The 25,354-nt window shown below is 57.3% G+C and carries 16 protein-coding genes; 6 read left to right on the top strand and 10 right to left on the bottom strand.

The window, feature by feature from the left end:
* Position 1: 1 nt before the first annotated feature.
* On the top strand, positions 2-673 hold the full coding sequence (locus tag BIND_RS11175) for a GntR family transcriptional regulator (RefSeq protein WP_012385182.1): 672 nt from the start codon (positions 2-4) through the stop codon (positions 671-673).
* 85 nt (positions 674-758) lie between these two features.
* Here BIND_RS11175 and BIND_RS11170 read toward each other — a convergent pair whose 3' ends face one another.
* Complete coding sequence (locus tag BIND_RS11170) at positions 759-980, bottom strand: hypothetical protein (protein WP_012385181.1); 222 nt, start codon at positions 978-980, stop codon at positions 759-761.
* Between the two features lie 48 nt (positions 981-1,028).
* The gene (locus tag BIND_RS11165) at positions 1,029-3,557 is read right to left on the bottom strand and encodes an arylsulfatase (protein ID WP_012385180.1); all 2,529 of its coding nucleotides are present in this window, start codon (positions 3,555-3,557) and stop codon (positions 1,029-1,031) included.
* A 469-nt stretch (positions 3,558-4,026) separates the two neighbouring features.
* Between BIND_RS11165 and BIND_RS11155 the strand changes: the two genes are divergently transcribed.
* Entirely contained in the window at positions 4,027-6,327 is a 2,301-nt protein-coding gene (locus tag BIND_RS11155; protein WP_012385179.1) for a Tex family protein, read from the top strand.
* A 56-nt stretch (positions 6,328-6,383) separates the two neighbouring features.
* Here BIND_RS11155 and BIND_RS11150 read toward each other — a convergent pair whose 3' ends face one another.
* From BIND_RS11150 to BIND_RS11135, 4 genes are all read right to left on the bottom strand, one after another.
* Positions 6,384-8,771: a phosphoketolase family protein gene (locus tag BIND_RS11150; RefSeq protein WP_012385178.1), complete on the bottom strand. Its 2,388-nt coding sequence runs from the start codon at positions 8,769-8,771 to the stop codon at positions 6,384-6,386.
* A 111-nt stretch (positions 8,772-8,882) separates the two neighbouring features.
* Complete coding sequence (gene mgtA, locus BIND_RS11145; RefSeq protein ID WP_012385177.1) at positions 8,883-11,432, bottom strand: magnesium-translocating P-type ATPase; 2,550 nt, start codon at positions 11,430-11,432, stop codon at positions 8,883-8,885.
* A gap of 60 nt (positions 11,433-11,492) precedes the next feature.
* Positions 11,493-12,896: a bifunctional enoyl-CoA hydratase/phosphate acetyltransferase gene (locus BIND_RS11140; protein WP_012385176.1), complete on the bottom strand. Its 1,404-nt coding sequence runs from the start codon at positions 12,894-12,896 to the stop codon at positions 11,493-11,495.
* A 57-nt stretch (positions 12,897-12,953) separates the two neighbouring features.
* Complete coding sequence (locus tag BIND_RS11135) at positions 12,954-14,828, bottom strand: PHA/PHB synthase family protein (protein WP_012385175.1); 1,875 nt, start codon at positions 14,826-14,828, stop codon at positions 12,954-12,956.
* 348 nt (positions 14,829-15,176) lie between these two features.
* On the opposite strand from BIND_RS11135, the gene BIND_RS11130 reads away from it, so the two are divergent.
* From BIND_RS11130 to mce, 3 genes are read left to right on the top strand one after another with little or no spacing between them, the layout of a single operon-like run.
* Positions 15,177-17,051, top strand: coding sequence for a methylmalonyl-CoA mutase family protein (locus tag BIND_RS11130; protein WP_012385174.1), 1,875 nt, complete (start codon positions 15,177-15,179; stop codon positions 17,049-17,051).
* A complete protein-coding gene (scpA, locus tag BIND_RS11125) occupies positions 17,051-19,234 on the top strand; it encodes a methylmalonyl-CoA mutase (RefSeq protein WP_012385173.1) in 2,184 nt (727 codons plus the stop codon). The genes BIND_RS11130 and scpA overlap by 1 nt, the downstream gene beginning before the upstream one ends.
* A 26-nt stretch (positions 19,235-19,260) precedes the next feature.
* Positions 19,261-19,671 carry a methylmalonyl-CoA epimerase gene (gene mce, locus BIND_RS11120; RefSeq protein ID WP_012385172.1) on the top strand — a complete coding sequence of 137 codons (411 nt, stop codon included), beginning with the start codon at positions 19,261-19,263 and terminating at the stop codon, positions 19,669-19,671.
* A gap of 229 nt (positions 19,672-19,900) precedes the next feature.
* Here the strand turns inward: mce and BIND_RS11115 are convergent, their stop codons facing one another.
* The 4 genes from BIND_RS11115 to BIND_RS11105 all read right to left on the bottom strand — a co-directional run bounded on the left by BIND_RS11115 (position 19,901) and on the right by BIND_RS11105 (position 24,142).
* On the bottom strand, positions 19,901-21,028 hold the full coding sequence (locus BIND_RS11115; RefSeq protein ID WP_012385171.1) for an alpha/beta fold hydrolase: 1,128 nt from the start codon (positions 21,026-21,028) through the stop codon (positions 19,901-19,903).
* A gap of 14 nt (positions 21,029-21,042) precedes the next feature.
* A complete protein-coding gene (locus BIND_RS22190) occupies positions 21,043-21,171 on the bottom strand; it encodes a hypothetical protein (protein ID WP_280109981.1) in 129 nt (42 codons plus the stop codon).
* Between the two features lie 360 nt (positions 21,172-21,531).
* Positions 21,532-22,179, bottom strand: a complete 648-nt coding sequence (locus tag BIND_RS11110) for a DsbA family oxidoreductase (RefSeq protein ID WP_012385170.1) — start codon at positions 22,177-22,179, stop codon at positions 21,532-21,534.
* Between the two features lie 142 nt (positions 22,180-22,321).
* On the bottom strand, positions 22,322-24,142 hold the full coding sequence (locus BIND_RS11105; RefSeq protein WP_012385169.1) for an extracellular solute-binding protein: 1,821 nt from the start codon (positions 24,140-24,142) through the stop codon (positions 22,322-22,324).
* A 384-nt stretch (positions 24,143-24,526) separates the two neighbouring features.
* Here BIND_RS11105 and BIND_RS11100 point away from each other — a divergent pair, with 384 nt between their 5' ends.
* Complete coding sequence (locus BIND_RS11100; RefSeq protein ID WP_012385168.1) at positions 24,527-25,282, top strand: invasion associated locus B family protein; 756 nt, start codon at positions 24,527-24,529, stop codon at positions 25,280-25,282.
* Positions 25,283-25,354: the final 72 nt, after the last annotated feature.

Raw genomic sequence — 25,354 nt, 5'->3', positions numbered from 1 at the left:
GATGGCCGAGCCCACTCCAATTTTCCGGCAGAGCCTGCATGATGTATTGACGCCGAGCCTGCGCCAATTGATCCTGGGCGGCGAGTTGAAGCCAGGCGAGAAGATCCCCGAACGCCAGCTTTGCGAGCGTTTTGGTGTCTCGCGCACTCCCTTGCGGGAAGCTCTCAAGGTGCTCGCCGCCGAGGGGTTGATCGAACTCTTGCCGCAGCGCGGGGCGATCGTCGCACAAATCAGCCCGGAAGATATCGAGGAATTGTTTCCCATCATGGCGGCCCTTGAGGCCTTGGCGGGTGAACTCGCCTGCGAGCGTGCGACCGATGCGGATATCGCCCAAGTTCGCGCCTTGCACGGTCAGATGATGGAGAGCTATCGAAACGGTGACGAAGACGATTATCTCCGCCTCAATCGTCGCATTCATCAAACCATTTTTGATATAGCCCATAATGAAACGCTTGCGGCCATGTATCAGCAAATTCTGACACGCATGCACTCACACCGTTTCATTGTTCGCAAGAGCGAGGCAAACTGGAAGAGCGCCGTGGAAGAACATGAAAAGATCATGGAAGCGCTCGCCGCGCGCGATAAACGTCGGTTGCCCAGCTTATTGCGTAAGCATGTGACGGGAACAACCGTGAGGATCGCCACGGAATCCGTTGAACGCACAAGGGTGTAGCTTTAACTTGATTGTGCATTCTCATGACGAGCATTTGGCTCGTCATGAGAATGGTGAAGAATGTCGCTCTTTTCAGGGCAATATACTAATAGGCGTGACGGCGATTGACCCGGCGCGCGGTTCGGCGGCTGGAGCGATGGGCTACTCCAGCCCGCGTCACGGTTTGAATGATCGGCCCGGCGACTGTCGGCAATTCGGTCACTGACCGTGCAAAGCTCACAGGTGCGGCCTGCACGTCTACACAAAGCCCCATGGTCAGGACTGCTCCCAGTGCCATGCCGGCGAGTTTTTGCACGCTCTTCGTCATATTTGTCTCCTCGTTCTGAATGCTGACTAGACATTGCTTGAGTGTAAACTATTCGCTCATGCGATTGCTGCGTTGTCCTTCTTGCATGAGACGTTTCTCGTCTTCTGGCGATAATTTCGGTCGATCGATCTTGATCGTCAGTTTGTTGAGTTTACCAGTAAATCCGAACGGTACTTGATAGTCATTATCATCAACAGGCGTACCGGTATCGGCCCCAATGTCAAAGGTCTCATCCCATTGAAGAATAACCGGAATCGTTCGTTCCATCGTTTGTGTGGCCACGATTTTCCCATCGACCCGGAGCGTGCCCGTGCCCCCCTGGCCAAGGCCGCTCACATTGTTGAAGGCCAACGTCCCAAAACCGAGGCCGTCATATTTGAAGTCGAAGACCAGAGCATGTTTTCCTGGTAAAAGGGCTTCCGGATTTTCCCAACGAACGCGTTTGAGATCGAGCAGGTTCCAGGTAAAGACGGGTTTGCCTTTCACAAGATAGAACCCCCATCCGCCGAAGCGTCCTCCTTGGGTCGCGAGTATTCCCTCGGCGCCACCTTCAGGGACATCGATCTCTGCTGTGATCGTATAGGAAGCCGCAATCAAACTTGGAGCATCGCCCATCGGGACGCCGGTCAATTCGCCTGTATAAGTGAATTCAGTTCTTCCGGCCGTAACGCTGGGCCTCGGCACGACCATTCGTGAAGCGAGTGAATTGTCGAGCGGGAAGACCTGATATTTGGCGGCTTCGACCAGGAAAAGATCCTGCATCTCTTTCAGCTTGGCGGGATTGGCGGCGGCGAGATCTTCGTTCTGCGTCCAATCCTTGGTGAGATCGTAAAGCTCCCATTTATAGCTGTTTATGACGTTTGGGTTTGGTGTGGCGCCGAGTTTCCACGGCGGGCTGATCGGTTGTGTATTGGCGTACCAGCCATCGTGATAGATGCCGCGATTACCGAACATCTCGAAATATTGGGTGTGATGCTTGGTGGGGGTGTCGGCGTTCGCTTTATCGAAAGTATAGGCTAAGCTCACGCCTTCGATCGGATTTTGGGCGATGCCATCGACCATCACCGGAGGCGAGATATTCGCTGCTTCCAAAACGGTCGGGACAATATCGATGACGTGATGAAACTGATTACGGATGCCTCCGACATCTTTAATGTGGCCCGGCCAACTGATGGCCATGCCTTGCCGTGTGCCGCCGAAATGCGATGCCACTTGTTTCGTCCATTTATAGGGCGTGTCGAAAGCCCAGGTCCAACCCACTGCCATGTGATTATAAGTTTTGTCCGAACCCCAGACGTCGTAGAAATACTTTAGCTGTTCTGCTACCGGCACCTCGACGCTGTTGAATTGCGCGACTTCATTAGGTGTGCCATTGGGTGATCCCTCCGCACTGGAACCATTGTCGCCGCTGATGTAAATAATCAATGTATTGTCGAGCTTGCCGGTATCCTCGACCGCTTGAATCACCCGGCCGATCTCATGGTCGGTATAGGTAAGATAAGCGGCGTAGACGTCGGCTTGACGAATGAACAGCTTTTTCTCGTCCTCTGTAAGTGTATCCCATTGCTTCAGCAAATCATCAGGCCAGGGCGTAAGCTTGGCATCTTGTGGGATAACATTGAGCCGCTTTTGGTTAGAGAAAATCGTCTCGCGGAGTGTGTTCCAGCCCTTGTCGAATAGATGCATGTCACTGATCTTTTTGATCCATTCGGGCGTCGGGTGGTGTGGTGCGTGGGTGCCCCCGGGGGTATAATTAACAAAGAATGGTTTAGTGGGATCGACTTCGTTCAGCATTTTGATATGAGCGATGGCATCATCGGCCATGGCCGTGGTCAGGTTCCAGTCGGGATGACCGATATAGGGATAGATTGCCGTGGTTTGGCGGAACAGATTTGGCTGCCACTGGCTGGTATCACCACCAACAAACCCGTAGAAATATTCAAAGCCCATACCGATGGGCCATTGCTCGAAAGGTCCCGCTTGGCTCGCCTGAAAGGCTGGAGTGTTATGGTTCTTGCCGAACCACGAGGTCGCGTAGCCATTGTCTTTCAGAATTCGACCGATCGTCGCTGTATCTCTGGTGATGATACTGTCATAACCGGGGAAACCTGTGGACATTTCTGAAATTTGGCCGAAACCCACCGAATGATGGTTGCGCCCGGTAATAAGCGCGGCGCGTGTTGGTGAGCAGAGGGCTGTCGAGTGAAATTGCGTATAACGCAAGCCAGCATTGGCAATGCGGTCGAGAGCCGGAGTGGGAATGACCCCTCCAAAAGTGCTCGGAGCGCCAAAACCGACGTCATCGGTCATAATCAGCAAGACATTCGGGGCTCCCTTCGGGGGCACAACGCGCGCTGGCCAATAAGGTTTTGATTGCACGGCGTTTAAATTAATTTCACCGCCAAATGGCGGTGGAGGGGGTGGCAAATATCGCCCATCGATCGTCGTTGTTGCACTTGGGGAGCCGGGTACGCCTTCTCGCTGTTGAGCGGCCGCAGGCACCACCGATATGAGCGTCAGCGTAAGAAAGATCGCTGATAGGCTCGTTCGCACTTTGCTCCGTGTCACTCCGCGCATATGTTCACTCCTGAGGGTCATCATTCAGGTGCTTCGGATCATTGATGCTGATCAATAGCGGCAGTGTGTAATCAGACTAACACGGAACATAGGGAGCGCAAGGAGTTTCAGCTTTTGCTACGCTTTAGACTTGGTTGAGTTTTGTTATCAATTCCGTTAGCAGAATGAGAACATGCAAAGATCAAAACCTTGGTGTTTGATATGAATTTCTGACCAAGAGATTGTATCTGCGTAAAGAATACAAATTTACGGTGAAGCTTGTCTTTTCCGTGGTTTTCCTGAATTTGTCGCTCATCTCGACTTTGGTCATAGAGAATCCGTGCTTGCCGAAAAATTGGGAAAGCATTTCATTCACGAAAAATTTTCGAATCTTCGTATCTACCTGTTTATACAAGGCTTATTATGGAAAACTTTGCAAGTTTTCGGAAATATGCTCTAGGGTGGCCTATCCCGAATCGATGAGACAGGCATGGCCACAGACACCAATCGCATTACCCGAACCATTGCCACCGAAATCCAGGCAAGACCGGAACAGGTGAAGGTCGCGATCTCCTTGCTCGACGAGGGCGCCACAGTTCCTTTCGTGGCGCGTTATCGTAAGGAGGCGACAGGCGGTCTCGATGATACTCAATTGCGCCAACTCGAGGAACGTCTAGCCTATTTGCGTGAGCTTGAGGCACGGCGCCAAAGCATTAGCGAGTCGATCGCCAATCAAGGCAAGCTCACCGACGAGATTGCCGGCAAAATTGCGGAAGCCGCCACAAAGGCCGAGCTTGAAGATATTTATCTCCCGTATCGTCCGAAGCGCCGCACACGCGCGGAAATTGCCCGCGAGCGGGGTTTGGGAGTATTGGCCGAGGCCATCCTCGCCGATCGCAAGGTGATCCCCGAGGAGCTGGCTTTGGCTTATCTGTCCGAGGATGTGCCGGATACCAAAACCGCGCTTGAAGGGGCGCGTGATATTCTCACCGAAACTTTTGCCGAAAATGCGGATCTCGTCGGCCGGTTACGGAGCTATCTCCAGGGCCATGCGATGTTGCGCTCCCGCTTGGTGGAAGGCAAGGAGACCGCGGGCGAGAAATTCTCCGATTATTTCGACCATTGCGAACTTTGGTCGAAAGTACCGAGCCATCGCGCCTTGGCAATGCTGCGCGGCCGCAATGAAGATGTGCTTTCACTCTCCATCGAAGTGGACGTGGATGATACATCGGCGATCAAGCCGGCTGAGCGCATGATTGCGGAAGCCTATGACATTCCTTTGCAGGGTGAGCCAGCGGATATATGGCTTCTCGATATCGCGCGTTGGGCGTGGCGAGTTAAGCTATCTCTGCATTTGTCGCTCGATCTGATGAATGATTTGCGGGAGCGCGCGGAAAAGGAGGCCATTTTGGTTTTCGCCCGCAATCTCAAGGACCTCCTGCTCGCTGCACCCGCTGGCTCGCGGCCGACCATGGGGCTTGATCCGGGCATTCGCACGGGCGTGAAGGTCGCCGTGGTGGACGCGACGGGGAAGCTTCTTGACACAGCGACCATTTATCCCTTTCAGCCGCGCAATGATGTGGTGGGCGCTATGGCCGAGCTTGGCCGGCTGATCCGTAAACATGGCGTTGAATTGATCGCCATCGGCAATGGTACGGCTAGCCGTGAGACCGACCGTTTGGCGGCGGATGTGATTGCCTCGCTTCCCGGGCCGAAGCCGATCAAGGTCGTGGTCAGCGAGGCCGGGGCCTCGGTCTATTCGGCCTCGGCATTGGCCGCCGCTGAAATGCCCGATCTCGATGTGTCCCTCAGGGGCGCGGTCTCGATCGCGCGGCGTTTGCAGGATCCGCTTGCCGAACTCGTCAAGATCGATCCGAAATCGATTGGCGTCGGTCAGTATCAGCATGATGTCAATCAGGCTTGGCTTGCCCGCTCCCTGGATGCCGTTGTTGAAGACGCCGTGAACGCGGTGGGTGTCGATCTCAACACGGCCTCGGCCGCCTTGCTCTCACGTGTCTCCGGGCTCAGCACGTCGCTGGCCGATGCGATCATCGTCCATCGTGATCTGAAGGGGGCGTTTACAAATCGGCGCGAACTTCTGGATGTGCATCGTCTCGGACCGCGCACCTTTGAACTCTGCGCCGGATTTTTACGAATCCCTCATGGCACGGAGCCTTTGGACGCGGCCTCGGTTCACCCGGAAGCCTATGGCGTTGCCCGCAAGATCGTGGCGGCTTGCGGCCGGGATCTTCGTTCCCTGATGGGTGATACGGCGACCTTGAAATCTCTCAATCCGGCTCAATTCGTGGACGAGCGTTTCGGTCTGCCGACCGTACGGGATATTTTGCTTGAACTTGAAAAACCCGGCCGTGATCCGCGCCCCGAATTCAAGACAGCGACCTTCGCCGAGGGGATAGACGATATCAAGGACTTGAAACCAGGCATGACGCTGGAAGGCACGGTGACCAATGTCACCAATTTCGGCGCTTTCGTCGATATTGGTGTTCATCAGGACGGGCTTGTTCATATATCGCAATTGGCCGACCGCTTCGTGAAGGAGCCCAATGATCTGGTCAAGGCTGGTGATGTCGTAAAAGTGCGGGTCGTGGAAGTCGATGTGAAGCGCAAGCGCATCGCGCTTTCCATGCGAACACAGGAAGCCACACCCCAAAGCGCTCCTGCACGTGCCGGGCGTGGGAACAATCGGGAACAAGCGCGCCCGAAGGAGCAGTCGGCATCCTCTCATGGCGCGCTTGGTGCCGCCTTGGCTGAGGCTATGCGGCGGCGGTAATCGAAGGTATGAGCGATGCCAGCGGTCATTCTTTACGGCCGCTGGCGATCGAGCTGTCATTCTGGCCAGCGCCAATGACGGATCTCCGGCAAATCCTCGCCATGCGCCACGATATAGCGTTCGTGCTCGGCGAACTTGTCACGCAGCCATTGTTTGACATAGGCCGCCTTGGCGCCGAGCTTCGGTAGATGATCGACAACGTCGCCGACGAGATGAAAACGATCGAGCCGGTTGCGCACCACCATATCGAAGGGTGTCGTCGTTGAACCCTCTTCCTGATAGCCGTGGACGTGGAAATTGGAATGGTTGGTCCGCTTGTAGATCAGCCGATGGATGAGGGAAGGATAACCATGATAGGCGAAGATCACCGGTTTGTCCTTGGTGAACAGCGTATCAAAATCCTTATCGCTCCAGCCATGCGGATGGCGTGTTTGCGGCTCTAGCGCAAACAGATCAACGATATTGACGACACGGACTTTCACCTCCGGCAGATGTGTATGCAAGAAATCGGCTGCGGCGAGGGTTTCGAGCGTTGGCACGTCGCCGGCGCAGGCGAGGACCACATCGGGCTCGCTATCTTGATCATTGCTAGCGAAACTCCAGATGCCGAGACCGGCGCGGCAATGGCTGATCGCTTCCTCCATGTCGAGCCATTGCGGTTCCGGCTGTTTGCCGGCGACAATGACATTGATCCTGTTCCAGCTGCGCAGACAATGATCGGTGATATAGAGAAGGCAATTGGCATCCGGCGGTAGATAAACGCGCGCGATATCGGATTTCTTGTTGGCGATATGATCGATGAAACCGGGATCCTGATGGCTAAAGCCATTATGATCCTGGCGCCAGACATGAGACGTTAGAAGATAATTGAGCGAGGCGATGGGCCGACGCCATGGGACACCACGCGCCGTCTTGAGCCATTTGGCGTGCTGATTGACCATGGAATCAACAATATGAATGAAGGCCTCATAACAAGACATGAGGCCATGGCGCCCCGTGAGCAGATAGCCTTCAAGCCAGCCTTGGCATGTATGTTCGCTGAGGATTTCCATGACGCGGCCCGTCGGGTCGAGATGTTCATCCTCCGCGATGAAGGCGGCATTCCAGGTCTTGTCCGTGACGTCGTAGAGCGCCTGCAAACGGTTGGAGGCGGTTTCATCCGGCCCGAAGACGCGGAAATTCTTGTTTGTCTCATTGGCGCGCATGATGTCGCGCAGAAATTGCCCCATAACGAAAGTCGCCTCTGCCGTTCGTGCGCCGGGGTAATCGACATCGACGGCATGCAGGGTAAAATCCGGTATTTGCAACGGCCGTGGCAAGTTGCCGCCATTGGCCTGCGGATTGGCGCTCATTCGGCGCTCCCCGCTGGGGGCCAGGGAAGCAATCTCCGGCTTGAGGGCGCCGCTTTCCTCGAAAAGCTCCTCCGGTCGGTAGCTTTTCAGCCAGCTTTCGAGAAGCGAGAGATGTTCAGGCTTGTCGGCGATGGTGAATGGGACCTGATGGGCACGCCAAAATCCTTCCGTCTTCAACCCGTCAACCGTTTTGGGGCCGGTCCAGCCCTTGGGGCTGCGGAGCACCAGCATGGGCCAGCGTGGCCGCTCGATATGGCCCTCGACACGTGCGGCTCGCTGGATTTTGGCAATACCCGCAAAAGCGACATTTAGTGCTTCGGCCATGTGCCGATGCATAATGTCCGGGTCGTCGCCTTCGACGAAAAGGGGCGCATAGCCATAGCCTTGCAGCAGATTTTCCAATTCATCGGACGGGATGCGCCCGAGCACGGTGGGATTGGCGATTTTATAGCCGTTGAGATGAAGGATCGGCAGCACGGCGCCATCACGCGCGGCATCGAGAAATTTATTGGCATGCCATGACGTGGCGAGTGGGCCGGTTTCCGCCTCGCCGTCTCCGATCACGCAGGCCGCGATCAGGTCGGGGTTGTCAAAGACCGCGCCAAAGGCATGGGAGAGCGAATAGCCAAGCTCGCCGCCTTCATGGATGGAGCCGGGTGTTTCCGGCGCCGCATGGCTCGGGATGCCGACAGGGAATGAAAATTGGCGGCATAGCCGGGTCATGCCTTCGATATCTTGCGAAACAGCGGGATAGACCTCGCTATAGGTCTTTTCCAGCCAGCTATTGGCAATGAGCCCCGGCGCGCCATGCCCGGGGCCAGCAATGAACAGAATATCGAGATCGCGTTCCTTGATGATCCTGTTGAGATGCACATAGATGAAATTGAGCCCCGGTGTCGTGCCCCAATGGCCGAGCAGGCGCGGCTTGATATGATCCAGGGTGAGCTTTTGCCGCAACAGCGGATTGTCGAGAAGGTAGAGCTGCGCCACCGAGAGATAATTGGCGGCGCGCCACCAGGCATTGAGACGCTGCAACAGATCCGGCGAGAGAGGCTGACTGATTCCGGCCGGACCGTGCGCGCGATCATCCATTATTGCTCTCCGCTATCGCTGTTTACGTGAAGCATTCTGCTTTGCGTAAAAAAGCATTGGTCTTGGGCGTGGCTGACTCATGCGTCTCAACGATATGCGCGGATAATGGTTTCAGAACCATTTGCCGTTTGGACGCGGAATGCCCGTGGCGAAGGGTTTGAGGAATTCAGCGATCAGCAGATAAACGAGCACGAGGACAAAGATACTCGCGAGAATCGGCAGCGGCGGGACGACAAAGCCGAACCAGGCGCCGACCGGCGTGAAGGGGAGAATGACGGCAATGGCCAAAGCGGCGAAAGAGGAGAGTATGAGCGCCGGATGCGGCCGGTCGTCCCAGGGGCGGCCATTGGTGCGGATGATGAAGATCACGAGAATCTGCGTCACCATGGATTCGAGGAACCAGCTTGTTCGGAACAGGGCGGGGTCGGCCTTGAAAACGAACAGGAGCATGAGGAAAGTCAGGATATCGAATATCGAGGATAATGGACCCATGATCGCCGCGAAGCGGACGAGATTCCTTACGTCGAATATTTGTGGTCGTGCCGTGGATTCTGGGCGGACATGATCGAGTGGAATGCCGATCTCCGACCCGTCATAGAGCAGGTTGTTCAGGAGAATTTGAGTCGGCAGCATCGGCAGGAAGGATAATGTCGGCGAAGCAATAGCCATTGACAGCATATTGCCGAAATTGGAACTCGCTCCCATCCGTATATATTTGAGAATATTGGCGAATGTGCGCCGTCCTTCGACGACTCCATCGGCCACGACCGAAAGATCCGAGGCGAGCAGGATCATATCCGCCGCGGCCTGTGCCACGCCGCTCGCGCCCTCGACGGAAAGGCCGATATCGGCGGCTTTCAATCCCGGTGCGTCATTGATGCCATCGCCCATGAAACCGACAATGCTCTTGCGCGCCTGCAAGGCCCGGATGATGCGGACCTTCTGATCCGGCGTGAGACGGCCATAGGCATCGACATGCTGGACCTGATATTCCAGCGCCTCGTTGCTCATGGCGGCAACCTCGGCGCCAGTGAGAACCGCTCCCGTGCCGAGACCGACGAGACCGGCCAGCCTCTTGACGACGATTGGATCATCCCCTGAGAGAATTTTCAGCCGTATGCCTGATGCCTTCAAACGGTTAATGGCCGCTGCCGCCGTTGGCTTCGGCGGGTCGGCGAAAGCGCAAAGCCCCTCGAAAACGAGTTCTTTCTCGGCGGTTGAATCCATCTGATAGACGCCCTTCGCCCAGGGGCGCGTCGCGATGGCGATGGCGCGCAGTCCTTCACCGGACAAGGCATGGACGCGCTCCTCTGCCTGGTGATGGGCCTCCGCATCCATGGGCTTGGTGCCCTCGCCGTCGCGTTGCGCCGTGCAAAGGCCAATGATGGCATCCGGAGCGCCTTTGACGATGAGAACGAGGCCGTCTGGTCCCTCCGCGAGAATGGCGCCGCGCCGAGCATTGTAATCGAAGGCATGCCGGTCGCGTAATTGCCAATCCCGCGCCGCGTCGGGTGTGCTATCGATCAAGGCTTTGTCGAGCGCACCTCGGTCGCCCCCAAGTTCAGCGGCGATGGCCCCGAGCTTTGCCGGCCGTGACGTTTTGGTGCCATTAGGGTCGATGGCATAGGCCAGTGTGATGGAGGCCGAGGTCAAGGTGCCGGTCTTGTCCGTGCAGAGGACATTCATGGCGCCAAGATCATGGATGGAGGCGAGCCGTTTGACGATGACCTTGCGCTTCGCCATGCGCATGGCTCCGCGCGTCAATGTGACAGTCGTGATCATCGGCAAAAGTTCGGGCGTGAGCCCGACTGCGAGCGCGACGGAGAAAAGGAGTGAATCGAGAAGCGGACGGCCGGCGACGACACGAGCCATGAGAACCAGCAAGACGAGAGCCAGGGTCAATCGTGCGATGACGAGACCAAGATTATGCAGGTCGCGCTGGAAAGGGGAAATGATGGGTGCTTCCGCCAGCGCCAGGGCCGCTTCGCCAAACAAGGTCATCTTGCCTGTCGCGATAACCAAGGCTTGAGCCTCGCCTGTCAAGGCGACGGAGCCGCGAAAGATCGCATTGCTCGCCTCCGCCACGGTGAGGCTCTTGACCACCCCCGGCTTTTTCTCAATCGCATAGGGTTCACCGGTCAAGGCGGCTTCGTCGGTGGTGAAGGCGGTGCTTTCAAGCAGGATCGCATCGGCTGGGATAATGTCCCCCGCGCGCACGCGGATACAATCGCCGGGGACGACATTCCCGATCAGGATCGATTGGAAGCGTCCGTCACGCTTAACCTCGGCTTTGAGGGCGACCGAATGGCGTAGTTCCGCCGCGGCCTTGATTGCTTGGCCTTCCTGAAAGGTGTCGAGCCCGATCGACAGAATGAGAATGACGACGATGATACTCCCCCCGGTCGTGTCTCCCGTGATGAGGGAGACGACCGCCGCCAGCAGAAGGATCAGGGAGAGCGGTTCAAGCAGGCGTCGGAGGACCGCGCGCAAGGCGCTCTCGGTTTTGGGGGGCGCATCGCAATTGAGACCATATTGCTGCAGCCGTTGCTGCGCTTCCTCGCTGTTCAGGCCTTTGGCGGAACAGGACAATTGACCTAGGAGATCGTCAACGGAGTGAGTCCAGAATGGATTCAACTCCGGCTGTTGAGAATTAGCAGTCAAGAGTCACTCCGGAAATGACGGAGGACGGGGGCGGGGAGCTCCCATCCGCCTTGGAAAAGATCACGGCAAAGTTGCCTCAGTCTTGCGTCGCCAAACGGCGAGCTTAGCCAGTGTAAGTGAGGCGAGGCGGGTTTTCAGCGAATCCGAACGGCTCATGAGCGCGATTGGGACGCGCGCGCCGAGCACCAGGCCGGCGGCCTCAGCGCCTGCGAGATAGACTAATTGCTTTCCGAGCATATTGCCGGCTTCAAGATTGGGAACAATAAGGAGATCGGCCTGACCGGCGACGGGTGAACTAATATGTTTGATATGGGCCGCATCGAAACTGACCGCATTGTCAAAGGCGAGAGGGCCGTCGACTTTGGCGCCGCTGATCTGACCGCGTGTTGCCATGATGGTGAGGGCCGCGGCGTCGACCGTCGCCGGCATTTCGGGGTTGACGATTTCGACGGCGGCAAGCACCGCGACGAGCGGTTCGGCTATGCCCAACAGATGCAGAAAGTCCACCGCATTCTGGCAGATGTCGCGCTTTTGTTCGAGTGTTGGCGCGATATTGATGGCGACGTCGGAGATAAACAAAGGCTTTGGATAGGAAGGGACGTCGAGGGCGTAGACATGGCTGATGCGCCGGTCGGTTCGCAGGCCTGAATCACGGGCAACGACGGCCGCGAGCAATTCCTCCGTTTCCAGGCTACCTTTCATCAGGGCCGCGACCGTCCCGTTCGAGGCAAGCGCCACGGCGCGCTGGGCGGCGGCGTGACTATGTTCGACGGCTTCCAATTTAAAGCCGGCGATCGAAACGCCGGCGGCCTCCGCGGCGGCGGAAATTTTGGCTTGCGGCCCGACGAGCACGGGTTCGATCAGACCAGCCTCGCGGGCCTCGATGACCGCTTTGATGGCTTCCGGTGTCGTCGGCTGGACGATGGCGGTGACGATCGGCGCATAGGCACGTGCTTCATCCACGAAGCGGCTGAAATGATCATGGTGCTGAAGTGTCACTTCAGGCACAGCCATGCGCGGCAGAGTGAGCTTTTCCGTCGGAGCCATCACGGTCGCGGTACCGCTGAGCACGACCTTATCCTGCTGGTTGGTGCAGATCGTATCAAGCAGGACGATGTGTTTCTCGGCCTTTTTTTCCTTCACCGTGACGCGGGCCGTAATGGTATCGCCCGGCGCGACAGGTTTGCAGAAGTGCAAATTCTGGCCTAGATAGATCGTGCCTGGCCCCGGCAATTGCGTGCCGAGCAAGGTCGAGATCAGACTGGCCGTCCACATACCGTGAATGACAACATGACCGAATAAATCCGTTGCCGCGTAATGCGCGTCGAGATGCGCCGGATTGACATCGCCCGAGACAGCCGCGAACAATTGTATGTCCTCGGATGTCACGAGGCGGGTCAGGGACGCAGTGTCGCCGAGTATCAGTTCGTCGAAGGTGCGATTATGGAGCAGGGGATCGGTCATGAGCCTCTTGGTGCGTTGCAGCGTCTAATCCTGTCCCAAAAGATAAAACTTTTGGGGTCACGTCTCGAGGACATAGGAGCCTGGTGCATTGGCGAGTGGCGGATAGCCATCACGCGGCGCTCCCATGCTGGGGGGAGCGACGAAGACCTTGGCCGAATGATCGGTGAGCCAGGCTTCCCAGGCGATCCACCAGGAGCCCTGGCGTGGCCGTGCAGCAACTTCCCATTCCTCCTGGCTGAGGCAGGTATCGCCCACGCGCCTATGGCTGATCCTGAAAGAGCGGTCCTTGTGGCCTGGTTCGCTCACGATACCGGCATTATGACCGCCCTTGGTCAGCACGAAAGTAATGTCGCCATCATTGAGATAGTGAATCTTGTAGACTGATTTCCAGGGCGCGACATGATCACGTTCGGTGCCGACCGCGAAGATTGGCACGCGAATGTTCTGGATCGCGATCGTGCGGCCCTCGATCATGTAACGGCCAGAAGCGAGGTCGTTGTTGAGATAGAATTTGCGGAGATATTCGGAATGCATACGGTAGGGCATGCGGGTGGCGTCGGCATTCCAGGCCATGAGATCGAGCATTGGACGCCTCTCGCCGAGGAAATAATCCTGCACGATATGGGCATAGACGAGATCGTTGGGCCGCAGCAATTCAAAGGCCGTTGCCATTTGTGATGAATGGAGATTGCCTTGTTCCCACATCAGGCTTTCAAGCGAGTTGATTTCGTTCTCGTCGATGAAGACCTGCAGGGGGCCGGGTTCGGTGAAATCGGTCTGGGCCGCGAGCAGGGTGATGCTGGCGAGACGCTCATCGCCGATCTCGGCCATGGCGGCGGCGGCCAGCGACAGCAAGGTGCCACCGAGACAATAGCCGACCGCATGCACCAGACGACCTGGGACAATATGGTTGACGGCCTCAAGCGCCGCCATCACGCCCAGAAGGCGATAATCCTCAAGGGAAAGATTGCGATCATGCGAGGTGACATTATGCCAGGAGATACAAAAGACAGTATGTCCCTTGCCGACGAGATAGGCGATCAATGAATTATGGGGTGACAAATCGAGGATGTAATATTTCATGATCCAGGCCGGCACGATCAAAATCGGTTCGGCCTTCACATTCTCCGTCTCCGGCGCATATTGAATCAATTCGATGAGACGATTACGCAGTACCACTTTGCCCGGTGTGACGGCGACCGTCTCGCCAACTTTATAGGCCTCGGTACCGGCAGGCATTTGACCGGCGATAAGCCGGGTGATGTCCTCGACCAGATTGCGGCCGCCATCAAGGAAATTGCGGCCGCCCGTCTCGATGATTTTTTGAATGATCTCAGGATTGGTGACAAGGTTGTTGGCGGGTGAAAGCGCCACCAGCACCTGCTCGAGAACGAAGGTGACAATATCGCTGTGATGCGGCGAAAGGCCTGGGACGTCGGCGGCGGTTTGCCGCCACCAATCGCGTGACCGCAAATAGGTCTGCAACCAGAACCGATAGGGGAGATGGTTCCATGCAGGATCCTTGAACCTCTGTTCACCCGGCTCTGGTGTAAAGGCGAGAGGCGTTTTCGCATCCAATGCGGTTAAAACGATATCCAGAAAGAGACGCTCTGTATCACGACAAATGGTCAGTGCGAGATCGGCCTGTTTACCAGGGGCGCCGGCGAGATTGATCGCCCAATCACTCAAGGCGAGAAACAGGGACGTTGGTGAAACACCTTGTGTGGAGCGCGCCCTCAAACCGCCCACTAAACGGTCGAGCATGCGGAAATAGGGATGAGCCTTTGTGTCGCTGGGGCAGGTGCCCGGTGGTTGATTTGTGGCGCAAAGATCTGGAACTGCTTCCTGTGGCGCTAAAGCCTGAAGGGGGGACGCGGGGACGGAAACAGGCAATGCGGGCTCCAAAAATTGCTGGCTCGACTTGTCGGGCATAGCATGCTCCATGAGCACGAAAGAGGGCTTCACATATTTGAATTGATGCCGGTACTTTGACGAGTTCGTCCTGATTTTTCAGGATAGTCACGAATTATGTCGTGATGACTACGATAAAAGAAGCTGCGGCGCGATTTACGAAGGCTTTTTCACGGATTCTGAGCGATTGACCCGAAAGAACGCTTCCCTTTTAAGCGTAGCCTCAGCCATACTATGAAAGATGTTTTTCATCTTTGAAAAGACGGCATTTGCGCGCCCTGGTTCCTTCTTTCGTCTAGCTCCCAAGAGCACAAGGTTGTGATCATATGTGCTCGCCAAGCATGATGAAAAGAGGGCGGTGACAGGCACATGACGATTGTCGATCCGAAACAATCCGCGGCGGCGGGAGCAGCCTTGGAGAAGGAATGGCGCGCTCGGGTCGATAAGGTGCTGAAGGGCGCTGATTTCGAAGCGAGGCTTATAGCCCATAGTTTCGATGCGCTGCCGATCGGCCCGCTTTATCCGGCGGCCCATGTCGATGCTCCACGCGCGATTCGTGCACGGCATTCGTCCTGGAACATCGTGCAACGGATCGATCACGTCGAGCCTGCCTCCGCCCATGCGACGGCCCTGACCGATCTCGCTCATGGCGCGGACGGTCTGGCTCTGGTCGGCGCCAAGGCGCCGAATGCCTATGGATTTGGCCTTAAGGATTTTACGGTTTCGACGCTCGAGCAAGTCTTGGGCTCACTGTTCGCTCCTGGGCTCTCCTTGCGGATTGAAGCCGGCCCCGAGGGCTTGGCCGCAACGCGCGGGCTGCTTGACTTGGCCGCGCGCCAGGGCGTGAGTCTGGCGCGTCTCGATCTTCATCTGGGTCTTGATCCTATCGGTGGCGCCGCTTTCCATGCCAAGGACGCCGCGGCTTTGGCGGCACCCCTTGAGGCGGCTTTGGCTCTCTTGCCTGAGTTGGAGGCCGGGGCGTTTTCTGGCCGGGTGTTTCTGTGCGATGGGCGCCCGGCTCATGCCGCCGGTGCGTCTGAGGCCCAGGAACTCGCCTTTGTCCTCGCTAATGGCGTCGCACTTCTGCGGGCGATGGAGTCCAAGGGCCATGATCTCGAAAAAGCGAGGTCCTGGCTGGCCTTCGCCTTGGCCGCCGATGCCGATCTCACCTTGACGTTGGCGAAATTCAGGGCCCTGCGCCGGCTTTGGGCACGGGTGGAAGCGGCTTGCGGTCTTGGCCCGTCTACGCTTGACCTGCATGGCGAGACGGCTTGGCGTATGATGACGCGGCGTGATCCGTTCAATAACGTTCTGCGCGCCACGACCGCAACCTTGGCGGCGGGCTGCGGCGGAGCGGATTCGATCTCCATTCTGCCCTTCACACAGCCGCTCGGCCTGCCGGACGATTTCGCCCGGCGCATTGCGCGCAACACGCACTTGATCCTTTTGGAAGAGGCTCGGCTCGGCTGGGTCGATGATCCGGCTGCGGGTTCGGGGGCTTTCGAGAATCTGACCGAAGCTTTGTGCTCAGCCGCCTGGAGCTTGTTCCGTGCCATCGAGGAGGAGGGTGGTCTTGGTGCCGCCTTGGCCAAAGGGTCGGTTCAGGCTGCCATCGGCAAGACACGAAGCGAGCGGGGGCAGGCGGTTGCGCGTCGTCGTCTGCCGATCATTGGCACCAGCGCTTTCCCGAACCCTGGGGAACTGCCAGTAGCGGTCCTCGCGCCGGTTTCTGATCTCGATGGGGACCACGCTCAAGAGACATCGCTGTTGCCGGCCTCGAGAGTGTCGGCGCCGTTTGAGCGCTTATATGCCAAAGCCGATGAATTGACGGCGCAATTGGGCAAAAGGCCAGCCATTTTCCTTGCCAATTTCGGCTCGCGATCCGATTTCTCACCGCGTGCTGCTTTCGCCCAGAATTTCTTCGCGGCGGCCGGTTTCGACGTTCTGGAAAATGAAGGTTTCGAGAGCGAGGCGGCCTTGATCGCGGGATTTGCCGAAAGCGGCGCACTGGCGGCTTGTTTGTGTTCCTCGGATGTCCTGTATGCGGAACAGGCCGTTCCGCTGGCGGGCAAACTGGCTGAGGCCGGCTGCGCCCATCTTGTTCTGGCCGGCAAGCCGGGGCAGGCGGAGGAAACCTATCGCAGCGCCGGGATTGAGGCGTTCATCTTTACCGGCTGCGACGGGCTGGCCTATCCGACCGCTCTCCTGAAGGAAAAAGCATCTACTCTGGCGGAGGCGATCTAATGAGCAGAATTCCCGATTTCGCCGCTCCGGACCAGGCGTCATGGGCCGATGTCCATGCTGCGACGCAGCCCGTGGGTACGTCGCCACGGATGACGGCTGAGGGCATTGCTATCAAAAGCCTCTATACAGAGACAGACCGGCACACGCTCGCCTCGGTCGATACTTATCCGGGAATGCGGCCGTTTCTGCGTGGTCCCTATCCGACCATGTATGTCACACAGCCTTGGACGATCCGCCAATATGCTGGTTTCTCCACGGCGGAAGAATCGAATGCTTTCTACCGCCGTAATCTCGCCGCCGGCCAGAAGGGCTTGTCCATCGCCTTCGATCTTGCGACGCATCGCGGCTATGATTCCGATCATCCGCGTGTTGCGAGCGATGTCGGCATGGCGGGCGTGGCGATCGATTCGATCTATGACATGCGGACTTTGTTTCAGGGCATTCCCCTCGGTGACATCAGTGTCTCCATGACGATGAATGGCGCGGTTTTGCCGATTCTCGCGCTCTATATCGTCGCGGCCGAGGAACAGGGCGTGGCGCCCGAACGACTCGCGGGAACCATTCAGAACGATATTCTGAAAGAGTTCATGGTCCGCAATACCTACATTTATCCGCCCGAGGATTCGATGCGGATCGTCGCGGATATTTTCGCTTTCACGGCGAAACATATGCCGAAGTTCAATTCGATCTCGATCTCCGGCTATCATATGCAGGAAGCCGGCGCGACACAGGATCTGGAACTCGCCTATACACTCGCCGATGGCGTGGACTATATCCGCGCCGGCATCGCGGCGGGGCTCGGCATTGATCAATTCGCTCCACGCCTGTCCTTCTTCTTCGCGACAGGCATGAATTTCTTCATGGAAATCGCCAAGCTGCGGGCGGCGCGGCAGTTGTGGTGCGAGCTTGTCGAGCGGTTCGGCCCCAAGGATGAAAAATCCTTGATGCTGCGCACACATTGCCAGACTTCGGGCTGGTCGCTTGCTGCTCAGGATGTCTTCAACAATGTTGCGCGCACCTGCGTCGAGGCCATGGCCTCGACAGCGGGGCAGACGCAATCCCTGCATACAAACGCGCTCGATGAAGCGCTTGCCTTGCCAAGCGCATTTTCGGCCCGTATCGCCCGCAACACCCAGCTTCTTTTGCAACAGGAAACCGGCATTACGCGGATCATCGATGTCTGGGGTGGTTCCTATTATGTCGAAGCCTTGACGGCGGAACTCGCCGCCAAGGCGCGTGGTCACATTGCCGAAATTGAGGCGCTTGGCGGCATGGCCAAGGCAATTGGCAGCGGTTTGCCAAAATTGCGGATCGAACAGGCCGCCGCCCGCACACAGGGCCGGATAGACGCCGGGCTCGACCGCATTATCGGCGTCAATCATGTCAAGCCGATTGAGGAAAAGCCGATCGATATTTTGCAGATCGACAATTCGGCGGTGCGTTCGGTTCAGATTGAAAAGCTCGCCCGGCTGCGTGCTGAACGTGACAATCAGGAAGTTTTGCGGGCGCTCGCAGCTCTGACTGAGGCGGCGGCGGACCGAACCAAGGGGAATCTGCTGGCGTTGGCGGTTGCAGCAGCGCGCGCCAAGGCGACGGTTGGGGAAATGTCCGCGGCGCTCGAAACAGTTTTCGGCCGCCATCGTGCCACGATTGAGGTCACGAGCGGTGTTTACAAAGAGGCGATGAGCCACAAGGCGGAATCCATTCAGGAAGCCGTCACCGCTGTCGAGGATTTTACCCGAAACAGTGGCCATCTCCCCGCCGTGCTCGTTGCGAAAATGGGCCAGGATGGCCATGACCGTGGGCAGAAAGTGGTGGCTTCCGGCTTTGCCGATCTCGGCTTCAGGGTCGTGCTCGGTCCGCTCTTCGCCACGCCGGAGGAAACCGCGCGCCAGGCGATCGAGGAGGATGTCGATGTCATTGGCGTGTCGTCGCTCGCCGGTGGACATTTGAGCCTCGTGCCGGAATTGCGCGAGGAACTGGCCAAGCTTGGCCATCCCGAAATCATGATTGTTGTCGGTGGCGTCGTGCCGCCGCAAGATTACGCACAATTGCGTGATTCCGGTGCCGCCGCGATCTTTCCCCCGGGGACACCGCTTTTCTCGGCCGCTACGGAACTGCTTGAAACTCTCAGCGCGCATCAAGGTTTTGTCCAGAAGGACCCAGCCTTTTATCTTCGTTAAAAACAGCAAGAAGAGACAGCAAGAGCATGATCGGACGTTTGAACCATGTGGCGATCGCCGTGCCAGATCTCGCGGCGGCTTCGGCGCTTTACACCCAGGCTCTCGGCGCCGAAGTCTCCGAGCCTCAGGCGTTGCCTGAGCATGGGGTCAGTGTGGTATTCGTCGTTCTCCCCAATACGAAGATCGAATTGCTGACGCCTCTCGGCGGCCAATCACCGATTGCTGCGTTCCTCGAACGTAATCCATCGGGCGGCATTCATCATGTATGCTATGAAGTCGATGATCTGAAAGCCGCGCGCGATCGCCTGGTGACGAATGGCGCGCGTGTCCTGGGTGATGGCGAGCCCAAGATCGGAGCCCATGGCCTGCCGGTCTTGTTTCTCCATCCGAAGGATTTCAACGGTGCCCTGATCGAATTGGAACAGTGCGCAGCCTAGAGCATCAGACCCAAAAGTGGCTCCCACTTTTTGGGTCCAATCTGATGCGTTTTCAAAAAAAATAGAGCGCAGGCGCTACACCTCTTCCAAAGATCCAAGCATAGACACTGGCTGATACCAGGAACCAAGGTCACTCTCCGCGACCCTTGGTATCAGTCTCTTTTCGTAAAGACTGAAACGAGCCGGCAAGCCGAACCCGTAGCTTTGTTATCACGACTGGGTGAGATATTTACTTCCCATTCGTCCGGATCCAGGCGGCAATGCCGGGCCAGGCTTGCTTCAATGTATGCGTTCCCATGAACAGGCCGATATGGCCGCCTGGAACGAGCTGTTTCTGAATCTGGTCCTTCGGTGTGCCGAGATATTTGTCGGCATCAAACACCTGTTCCTTGGTGGTGATATCGTCCGTTTCACCGGCGAGCAGATAGACCGGGCAGGTGACGTTTTTCAGGTTCAGGGTCTCGCCCAGCGCGACAAACGTGCCTTTGGCGAAGCGATTTTCCTTGAAGAGCTGCGTGATGGCTTGAAGATACCAGCGTCCGGGCAGGTCGATCGGATGCTCGTACCAGCTCGCGAAGGTTTCTTCCTTGGAGATGTAATTCGGATCGTCGATATGTTCGTAAAGATCGATATAGTTCTGGAAATAATGAGCTTCCGGATGCATGTTCTTCCAGCCGGCCAGCATGAATTTACCACGCATGAGCCCCTCGCCCATTTGCACCAGCTCCTGATAGAAGGAAAGCGGATAGGTGTGCGCCATCTGCTTGATCGGCCCATTGCCGGCGTCCGTATCGATTGGTGAGCCGGCGAGGACCAGGCTTGCGACCTTGTGGGGAAAACGCGCCGCATACATGGCGGACATCCAGCCGCCCTGGCATAGACCAATGAGATTGACCCTTCCGCCGACATCGTCGACGCAGACATTGATCTCGGCGAGATATTGATCGATCTCGAGATCCTTCATATCAAGCGTCGCTGATTTCCAGTCGAACAGATAGAGATTGTCGATGCCATTGGCGGCCAAGGTTTCCATCAAGCTCTGGCCTTTGTGATAATCGGCAATCATGGCCGAATGACCAGCGAAGGGAGCGTCGACGATCGTGGGTATGCCCGTGGCGTCAGGCTTCGAATAATCGCGAAAGCGCACGGTGCGCAGATCAAGCTTGATCGTATTCGGGGTTGCAAGATGCGGCTCCAGGCCGTGTTTGAACTTTTGTTCCTCGGCCAAAAACTCAAGATTCTTCTTGAGGAGGGTGAGACCTTCCTCGGTCATGTTGGTCACGTTCTTGAACGGCCAGAAGAAGGGCAGGTCGAGATAGGATTCGGGTTTCTGCGGAGCGGAAAGAGTCTGTTCCATAGGACCTCTGGAATTCAAGTGATGAGAACGCGGCGGACACTGAAAGCGGCAAGCGTCAATAATGTGAAGGTGATCGCCGCCATGACCACGGCAGTCAGAGTGCGTTTCGCTTGCGTGGCTTGAAAGGCGGTTTGCGGGTCCACGAACACCTATAGGAAGGCGTAATCACTGCGTGCGAGTGTCTGCTGCCGCTGGGGGACTGCAGCAGCATGGGTTTGCTCGGCTTCCTCGGGTCGTATTCCGGCGAGCAGGTGGTCGAGCTGCGGACGCGCGGTGTCGCGACCTTGATTCTATTGTTGCTGAGATACGTACCGAAGGGTACGGAAAAAGTGAACCTTCGTCTCATCGAGATCGATCACAAGCTTGTGATCAGTGCTTCGAGCTGGAGATTCGACTTGGAGGTTCGGCATGGAAAAGGGTGGGGCTCGGTTGAGCAGGGTGCCGGCCATTGCGCGATGATTGGCCAAGAGGGAATGCCCCTCGGCCAGTCACCCATTCGGTGTTCAGCCTTCGATCGAATTGAACAAGGCGTCGGCGAATATATCGGCTGGTTGCAGACCGATAATGTCCTCCTTGCCCGCAAAGGTGAAACGCGGCACTTGGCTGACGCCGGCGTGACGAATATCGGACATTTCCTTTTCCAGGAGCTCGATATCTGCGCCTTGTGCGAAAAAGGCTTCGACGGCGGCTGGATCAAGGCGCGATTTCGCTGCGAGCGCGATGAGTACGGCACGATCGCCGATATCGAGGCCTTGGAGGAAAAAGGCCTGAAACAGGCGCTCGACGATCTGTGTTTGAACGCCGAAACCATAGGCAAAGCGGATCAGCCGGTGAGCAAGGAATGTGTTGGGTTGATGTGTAATACGGTCAAGCGCAAGTTCGAGGCCGAATTCGCGGGCGCTTTCGGCTTCTTGCGCCAACACGGCTTCGACCTGATCGGCACCATAGGTTTGCGCGAGATAGGCCGCGCGGTCCATGCCCTCAGGCGGGAGATCGGGTGCGATCTGGAACGGATACCATCGGATATCGACGGCAAGCCCAGGCACGGAACTGACCACGGCATTGACCAGCCGCAGCCCCAGGAAACAGGGAACGGAGACGATATCTCCGACAATGTCGATCGGCACGGGGCCGGGATCTTCTTCACTCACGGGAAAGGCTCATGCACTGAAGGGAAACGAAAGGGCCACCAAAGCGGAACGGCTTGATTATACGATGGCTTGGCATTCGAGCGAAGAGGCAGGAACCAGGCCAAGAGCGTTTCTGGTCGCAAGCGTCCGGGCACGTTCCGTTTTACGGCCGCATCCACCAGGTTTCCAAGGTCGCGCTGCCGCTCGGCGCGCCATAGCGGGGCAGGACATCGGGCCGGCCGAGCCGTGTCGTTCCGGCGATCCATTGTGTCGGCGAATGAAACAGCGGCACGACGTAAAAGCCTGAAAGCAGAACACGATCATAGGCCCGTACGGCTGTGACGAAATCGTCATGCGTTCGTGCGGCGAGGAGATGATTGATCATCGCATCCACGGCGGGTGATTTGACACCGGCAAGATTGAACGAGGCTTCCTGATCGGCGCTTTTCGAGCCCCAGCGTGACCGCTGCTCATTGCCGGGCGAGGCGGAGGCTATCCAACTGCCGATCATCATGTCGAAATCGAATTTTTGGCGCCGCCGCTGATACTGAACTTCATCGACCAGGCGGACATGGGCATCGACGCCGATCCGGGTCAGCGAACGGGCATAATCAAGCGCCAGCCTCTCTCGATTACGATCCGTGACCATGATCTCGAAGGAGAGCGGCTTACCCTCCTTGGAGAGGAGGCCGTCCTTCAAATCATAACCTGCCTCGTGCAGGAGCCCGAGAGCATGGCGAGGTTGGGTGCGATCCTGCCCTGAGCCGTCGGTCTGCGGTGGATGCCAGCGCCCTTCCAAAATATCCTCACGCACCGCGCCGGGAAACGGCGCGAGCAGGCGCCGTTCGGCCTCGCTCGCCGGGCGGCCGGTGGAGGCTAATTCCGATTCGTCGAAGAAACTCTGTGTGCGGCGGTACAGGCCACCATAAAGATTGGTGTTGATCCATTCGAAATCGAAGAGGGAGGCGAGCGCCTCGCGAACCTTGATATCCGTGAAGAGGGGGCGCCGCAGATTGAAGACGAATCCCTCCATGCCCTTGGGGCCGCCGATGGGCAAAGCTTCCTTGAAGATCCGGCCCTCGGTGAGAGCTGGAAAATCATAAGCCTTCATCCAGCGTGCGGGGCTGGTCTCCTCGCGGAAATCGATGAGGCCCGCCCGGAAAGCTTCGAACAGGCTGTTGGCGTCGCGAAAATAGTCAATGGTGATCGTCTCGAAATTGAACAGGCCGCGCCGTGTCGACAGATCGGCCGCCCAATAATGGGGATCTCGATGCAGGATGAGACGCTCGCCCGGTTTGACTTCCGTGAGGATATAGGGGCCCGATCCGGTCGGCGGATTGAGCGTCGCTTCATCGAAGGTCGCTGGATTGACGAGATGTTTGGGCAGAACGGGCATCAAGGCGAGCATCAGGGGCATTTCCCGGTCTTGCCCGGAATTGAGATCATAGCGGACAGTCAGGGGATCGGGAGCAGTGGCTGATTTCACCATGCCATAGGAGACGCGATGCTGTGGCCGCCCATGGGTTTTCAACAGGTTGAAACTGAAGAGGACATCGTCTGCCGTGATGGGTGTGCCGTCGGAAAAATGCGCCTTGGGGTTGAGATGAAAAATGACGAACTCGCGTGAGTCATCGGTCTCGATCGACTCGGCGATCAATCCGTAGAGCGTGAAAGGCTCGTCGAGCGAGCGCGTCATGAGGGGTTCGAAAATATTGCCGTTGAGACCTTGGGCGGTCGAACCGGCTTTGAGATTGAATGGATTGAGACTGTCGAATGTCCCTTGAAAACCAAGACGCAGAGTGCCGCCCTGCGATGCATTGGGATTGGCGTAGGGAAAATGGGGAAAATCCGCTGAGAGAGCCGGCTCGCCATGCATGGCGATCGCATGCGCGGCTTCTGCGGCCCTTCCAAGCGATGCGAATCCAAAGGATGTCTGCCAAAGCAAGAGGAGGAGGAAAACAGGTTTGAAACAGGAGCAAGGCATCGAGGAAACCGGCGCAGCGGGGGATGTGGGACGAAGATAAGGAGACAAAGGAAAGATAAAGATTAAGCATTGGGCACTAAGCCAGAAAAGAGGAGATAATTTTGTCAGGTCCTGTGTCCGGGCACTATTTTTTCAGATTTTCCTGCTCAAAGGCTGGCTTGTGTTTCCGTCCTGCGAGCGTTGGCGAAAATTTCCACAAGCACGGGCTTCTCGGGCTTGCCAAGCGCCTTTCCTGTGCTTAACCCCATGCGGCGTGATCATTTTGCCGTCGCAGCCCCGGCGGGATGAACTGGACCGGCGCCGATCTCCGCGGGGGTGGAGCGGTTGACGCGTCTGATATCGTAGAGCCCGATATCGCAGCCAGATTGACTGAAAGGAAATTGGATGCCTTATTCGTTAAAGCGCATGGCTTTGGCGTGCGCCGCCGGGTGGCTCCTGGCCGACGCCCTGACCATGCAATCGGCCATGGCACAGGCGCGTAAGCCGGCCGCGCCAGCTCCGCAACCGGCGGTACCGGCTCCCGCGCAAGGCCAGCAGGCCCCGCAACAACCGCAAGGCCCGATACGGCTCGATCTCATCGCCACGCAAAATGATTGGACCAAGGTTTGCGGTCACGATCCGGCCAGCGGTAAGGAAATCTGCTATACGACCAGGGATTTCGGTTCCCAGGCCGATCAGCCGCCGGTCCTCGCTCTGGCAGTCTATGACATCAAGGGTGAGGATACACGCGTTGTTCGCCTGTTGATGCCGGTCGGTTTGCTGCTGCGCCCGGGCTTGCGTTTCTCGGTCGATAAAAATCCGACCATTGAAGGCGCTTTTGAGCTCTGCTTCCCGAATGGCTGTTTCGCCGAGGCCAGGGTGAAAGGCACGACGATCGACCAGATGAAAAAAGGCTCGGTCTTCAACGTCGCCGTCAAGAATCAGGTCAATAATGAGGTGACCTTCGCTGTGCCCTTGACAGGTTTTGGCAAGGCTTTCGACGGTCCGCCGATCGATCCTAAAGTGCTCGAAGAGCAGCAGAAGAAATTGCAGGCGGAATTGCAGAAGCGGGCCGAGGAGGAACGCAAGAAGCTCGAAGCGGCGCAGCCCGCGCCCGCAGGTGGAGCTCCAGCCGCTGCACCGGCTCCGGCGGGAAAATAAGCACCTTCAAAGGCTTTGTCGCAAAAGCGGAAGTCATAAACATGAAGCGGCCGGAAACAGGGACCTTCCGGC

Source organism: Beijerinckia indica subsp. indica ATCC 9039, from assembly GCF_000019845.1.
Taxonomy (GTDB): domain Bacteria; phylum Pseudomonadota; class Alphaproteobacteria; order Rhizobiales; family Beijerinckiaceae; genus Beijerinckia; species Beijerinckia indica.
This window is presented reverse-complemented; position numbering and strand designations above follow the sequence as displayed.

What these genes read in the sequence shown, in the direction of transcription:
- BIND_RS11165 (WP_012385180.1), bottom strand. Translation starts at nt 3,557, where the DNA reads ATGCGCGGAGTGACACGGAGCAAAGTGCGAACGAGCCTATCAGCGATC.
- BIND_RS11150 (WP_012385178.1), bottom strand. Translation starts at nt 8,771, where the DNA reads ATGGATGATCGCGCGCACGGTCCGGCCGGAATCAGTCAGCCTCTCTCG.
- mce (WP_012385172.1), top strand. Translation starts at nt 19,261, where the DNA reads ATGATCGGACGTTTGAACCATGTGGCGATCGCCGTGCCAGATCTCGCG.
- BIND_RS11115 (WP_012385171.1), bottom strand. Translation starts at nt 21,028, where the DNA reads ATGGAACAGACTCTTTCCGCTCCGCAGAAACCCGAATCCTATCTCGAC.
- BIND_RS11140 (WP_012385176.1), bottom strand. Translation starts at nt 12,896, where the DNA reads ATGACCGATCCCCTGCTCCATAATCGCACCTTCGACGAACTGATACTC.
- BIND_RS11175 (WP_012385182.1), top strand. Translation starts at nt 2, where the DNA reads ATGGCCGAGCCCACTCCAATTTTCCGGCAGAGCCTGCATGATGTATTG.
- scpA (WP_012385173.1), top strand. Translation starts at nt 17,051, where the DNA reads ATGAGCAGAATTCCCGATTTCGCCGCTCCGGACCAGGCGTCATGGGCC.
- BIND_RS11170 (WP_012385181.1), bottom strand. Translation starts at nt 980, where the DNA reads ATGACGAAGAGCGTGCAAAAACTCGCCGGCATGGCACTGGGAGCAGTC.
- BIND_RS11105 (WP_012385169.1), bottom strand. Translation starts at nt 24,142, where the DNA reads ATGCCTTGCTCCTGTTTCAAACCTGTTTTCCTCCTCCTCTTGCTTTGG.
- BIND_RS11135 (WP_012385175.1), bottom strand. Translation starts at nt 14,828, where the DNA reads ATGCCCGACAAGTCGAGCCAGCAATTTTTGGAGCCCGCATTGCCTGTT.
- BIND_RS11155 (WP_012385179.1), top strand. Translation starts at nt 4,027, where the DNA reads ATGGCCACAGACACCAATCGCATTACCCGAACCATTGCCACCGAAATC.
- BIND_RS11130 (WP_012385174.1), top strand. Translation starts at nt 15,177, where the DNA reads ATGACGATTGTCGATCCGAAACAATCCGCGGCGGCGGGAGCAGCCTTG.
- BIND_RS11100 (WP_012385168.1), top strand. Translation starts at nt 24,527, where the DNA reads ATGCCTTATTCGTTAAAGCGCATGGCTTTGGCGTGCGCCGCCGGGTGG.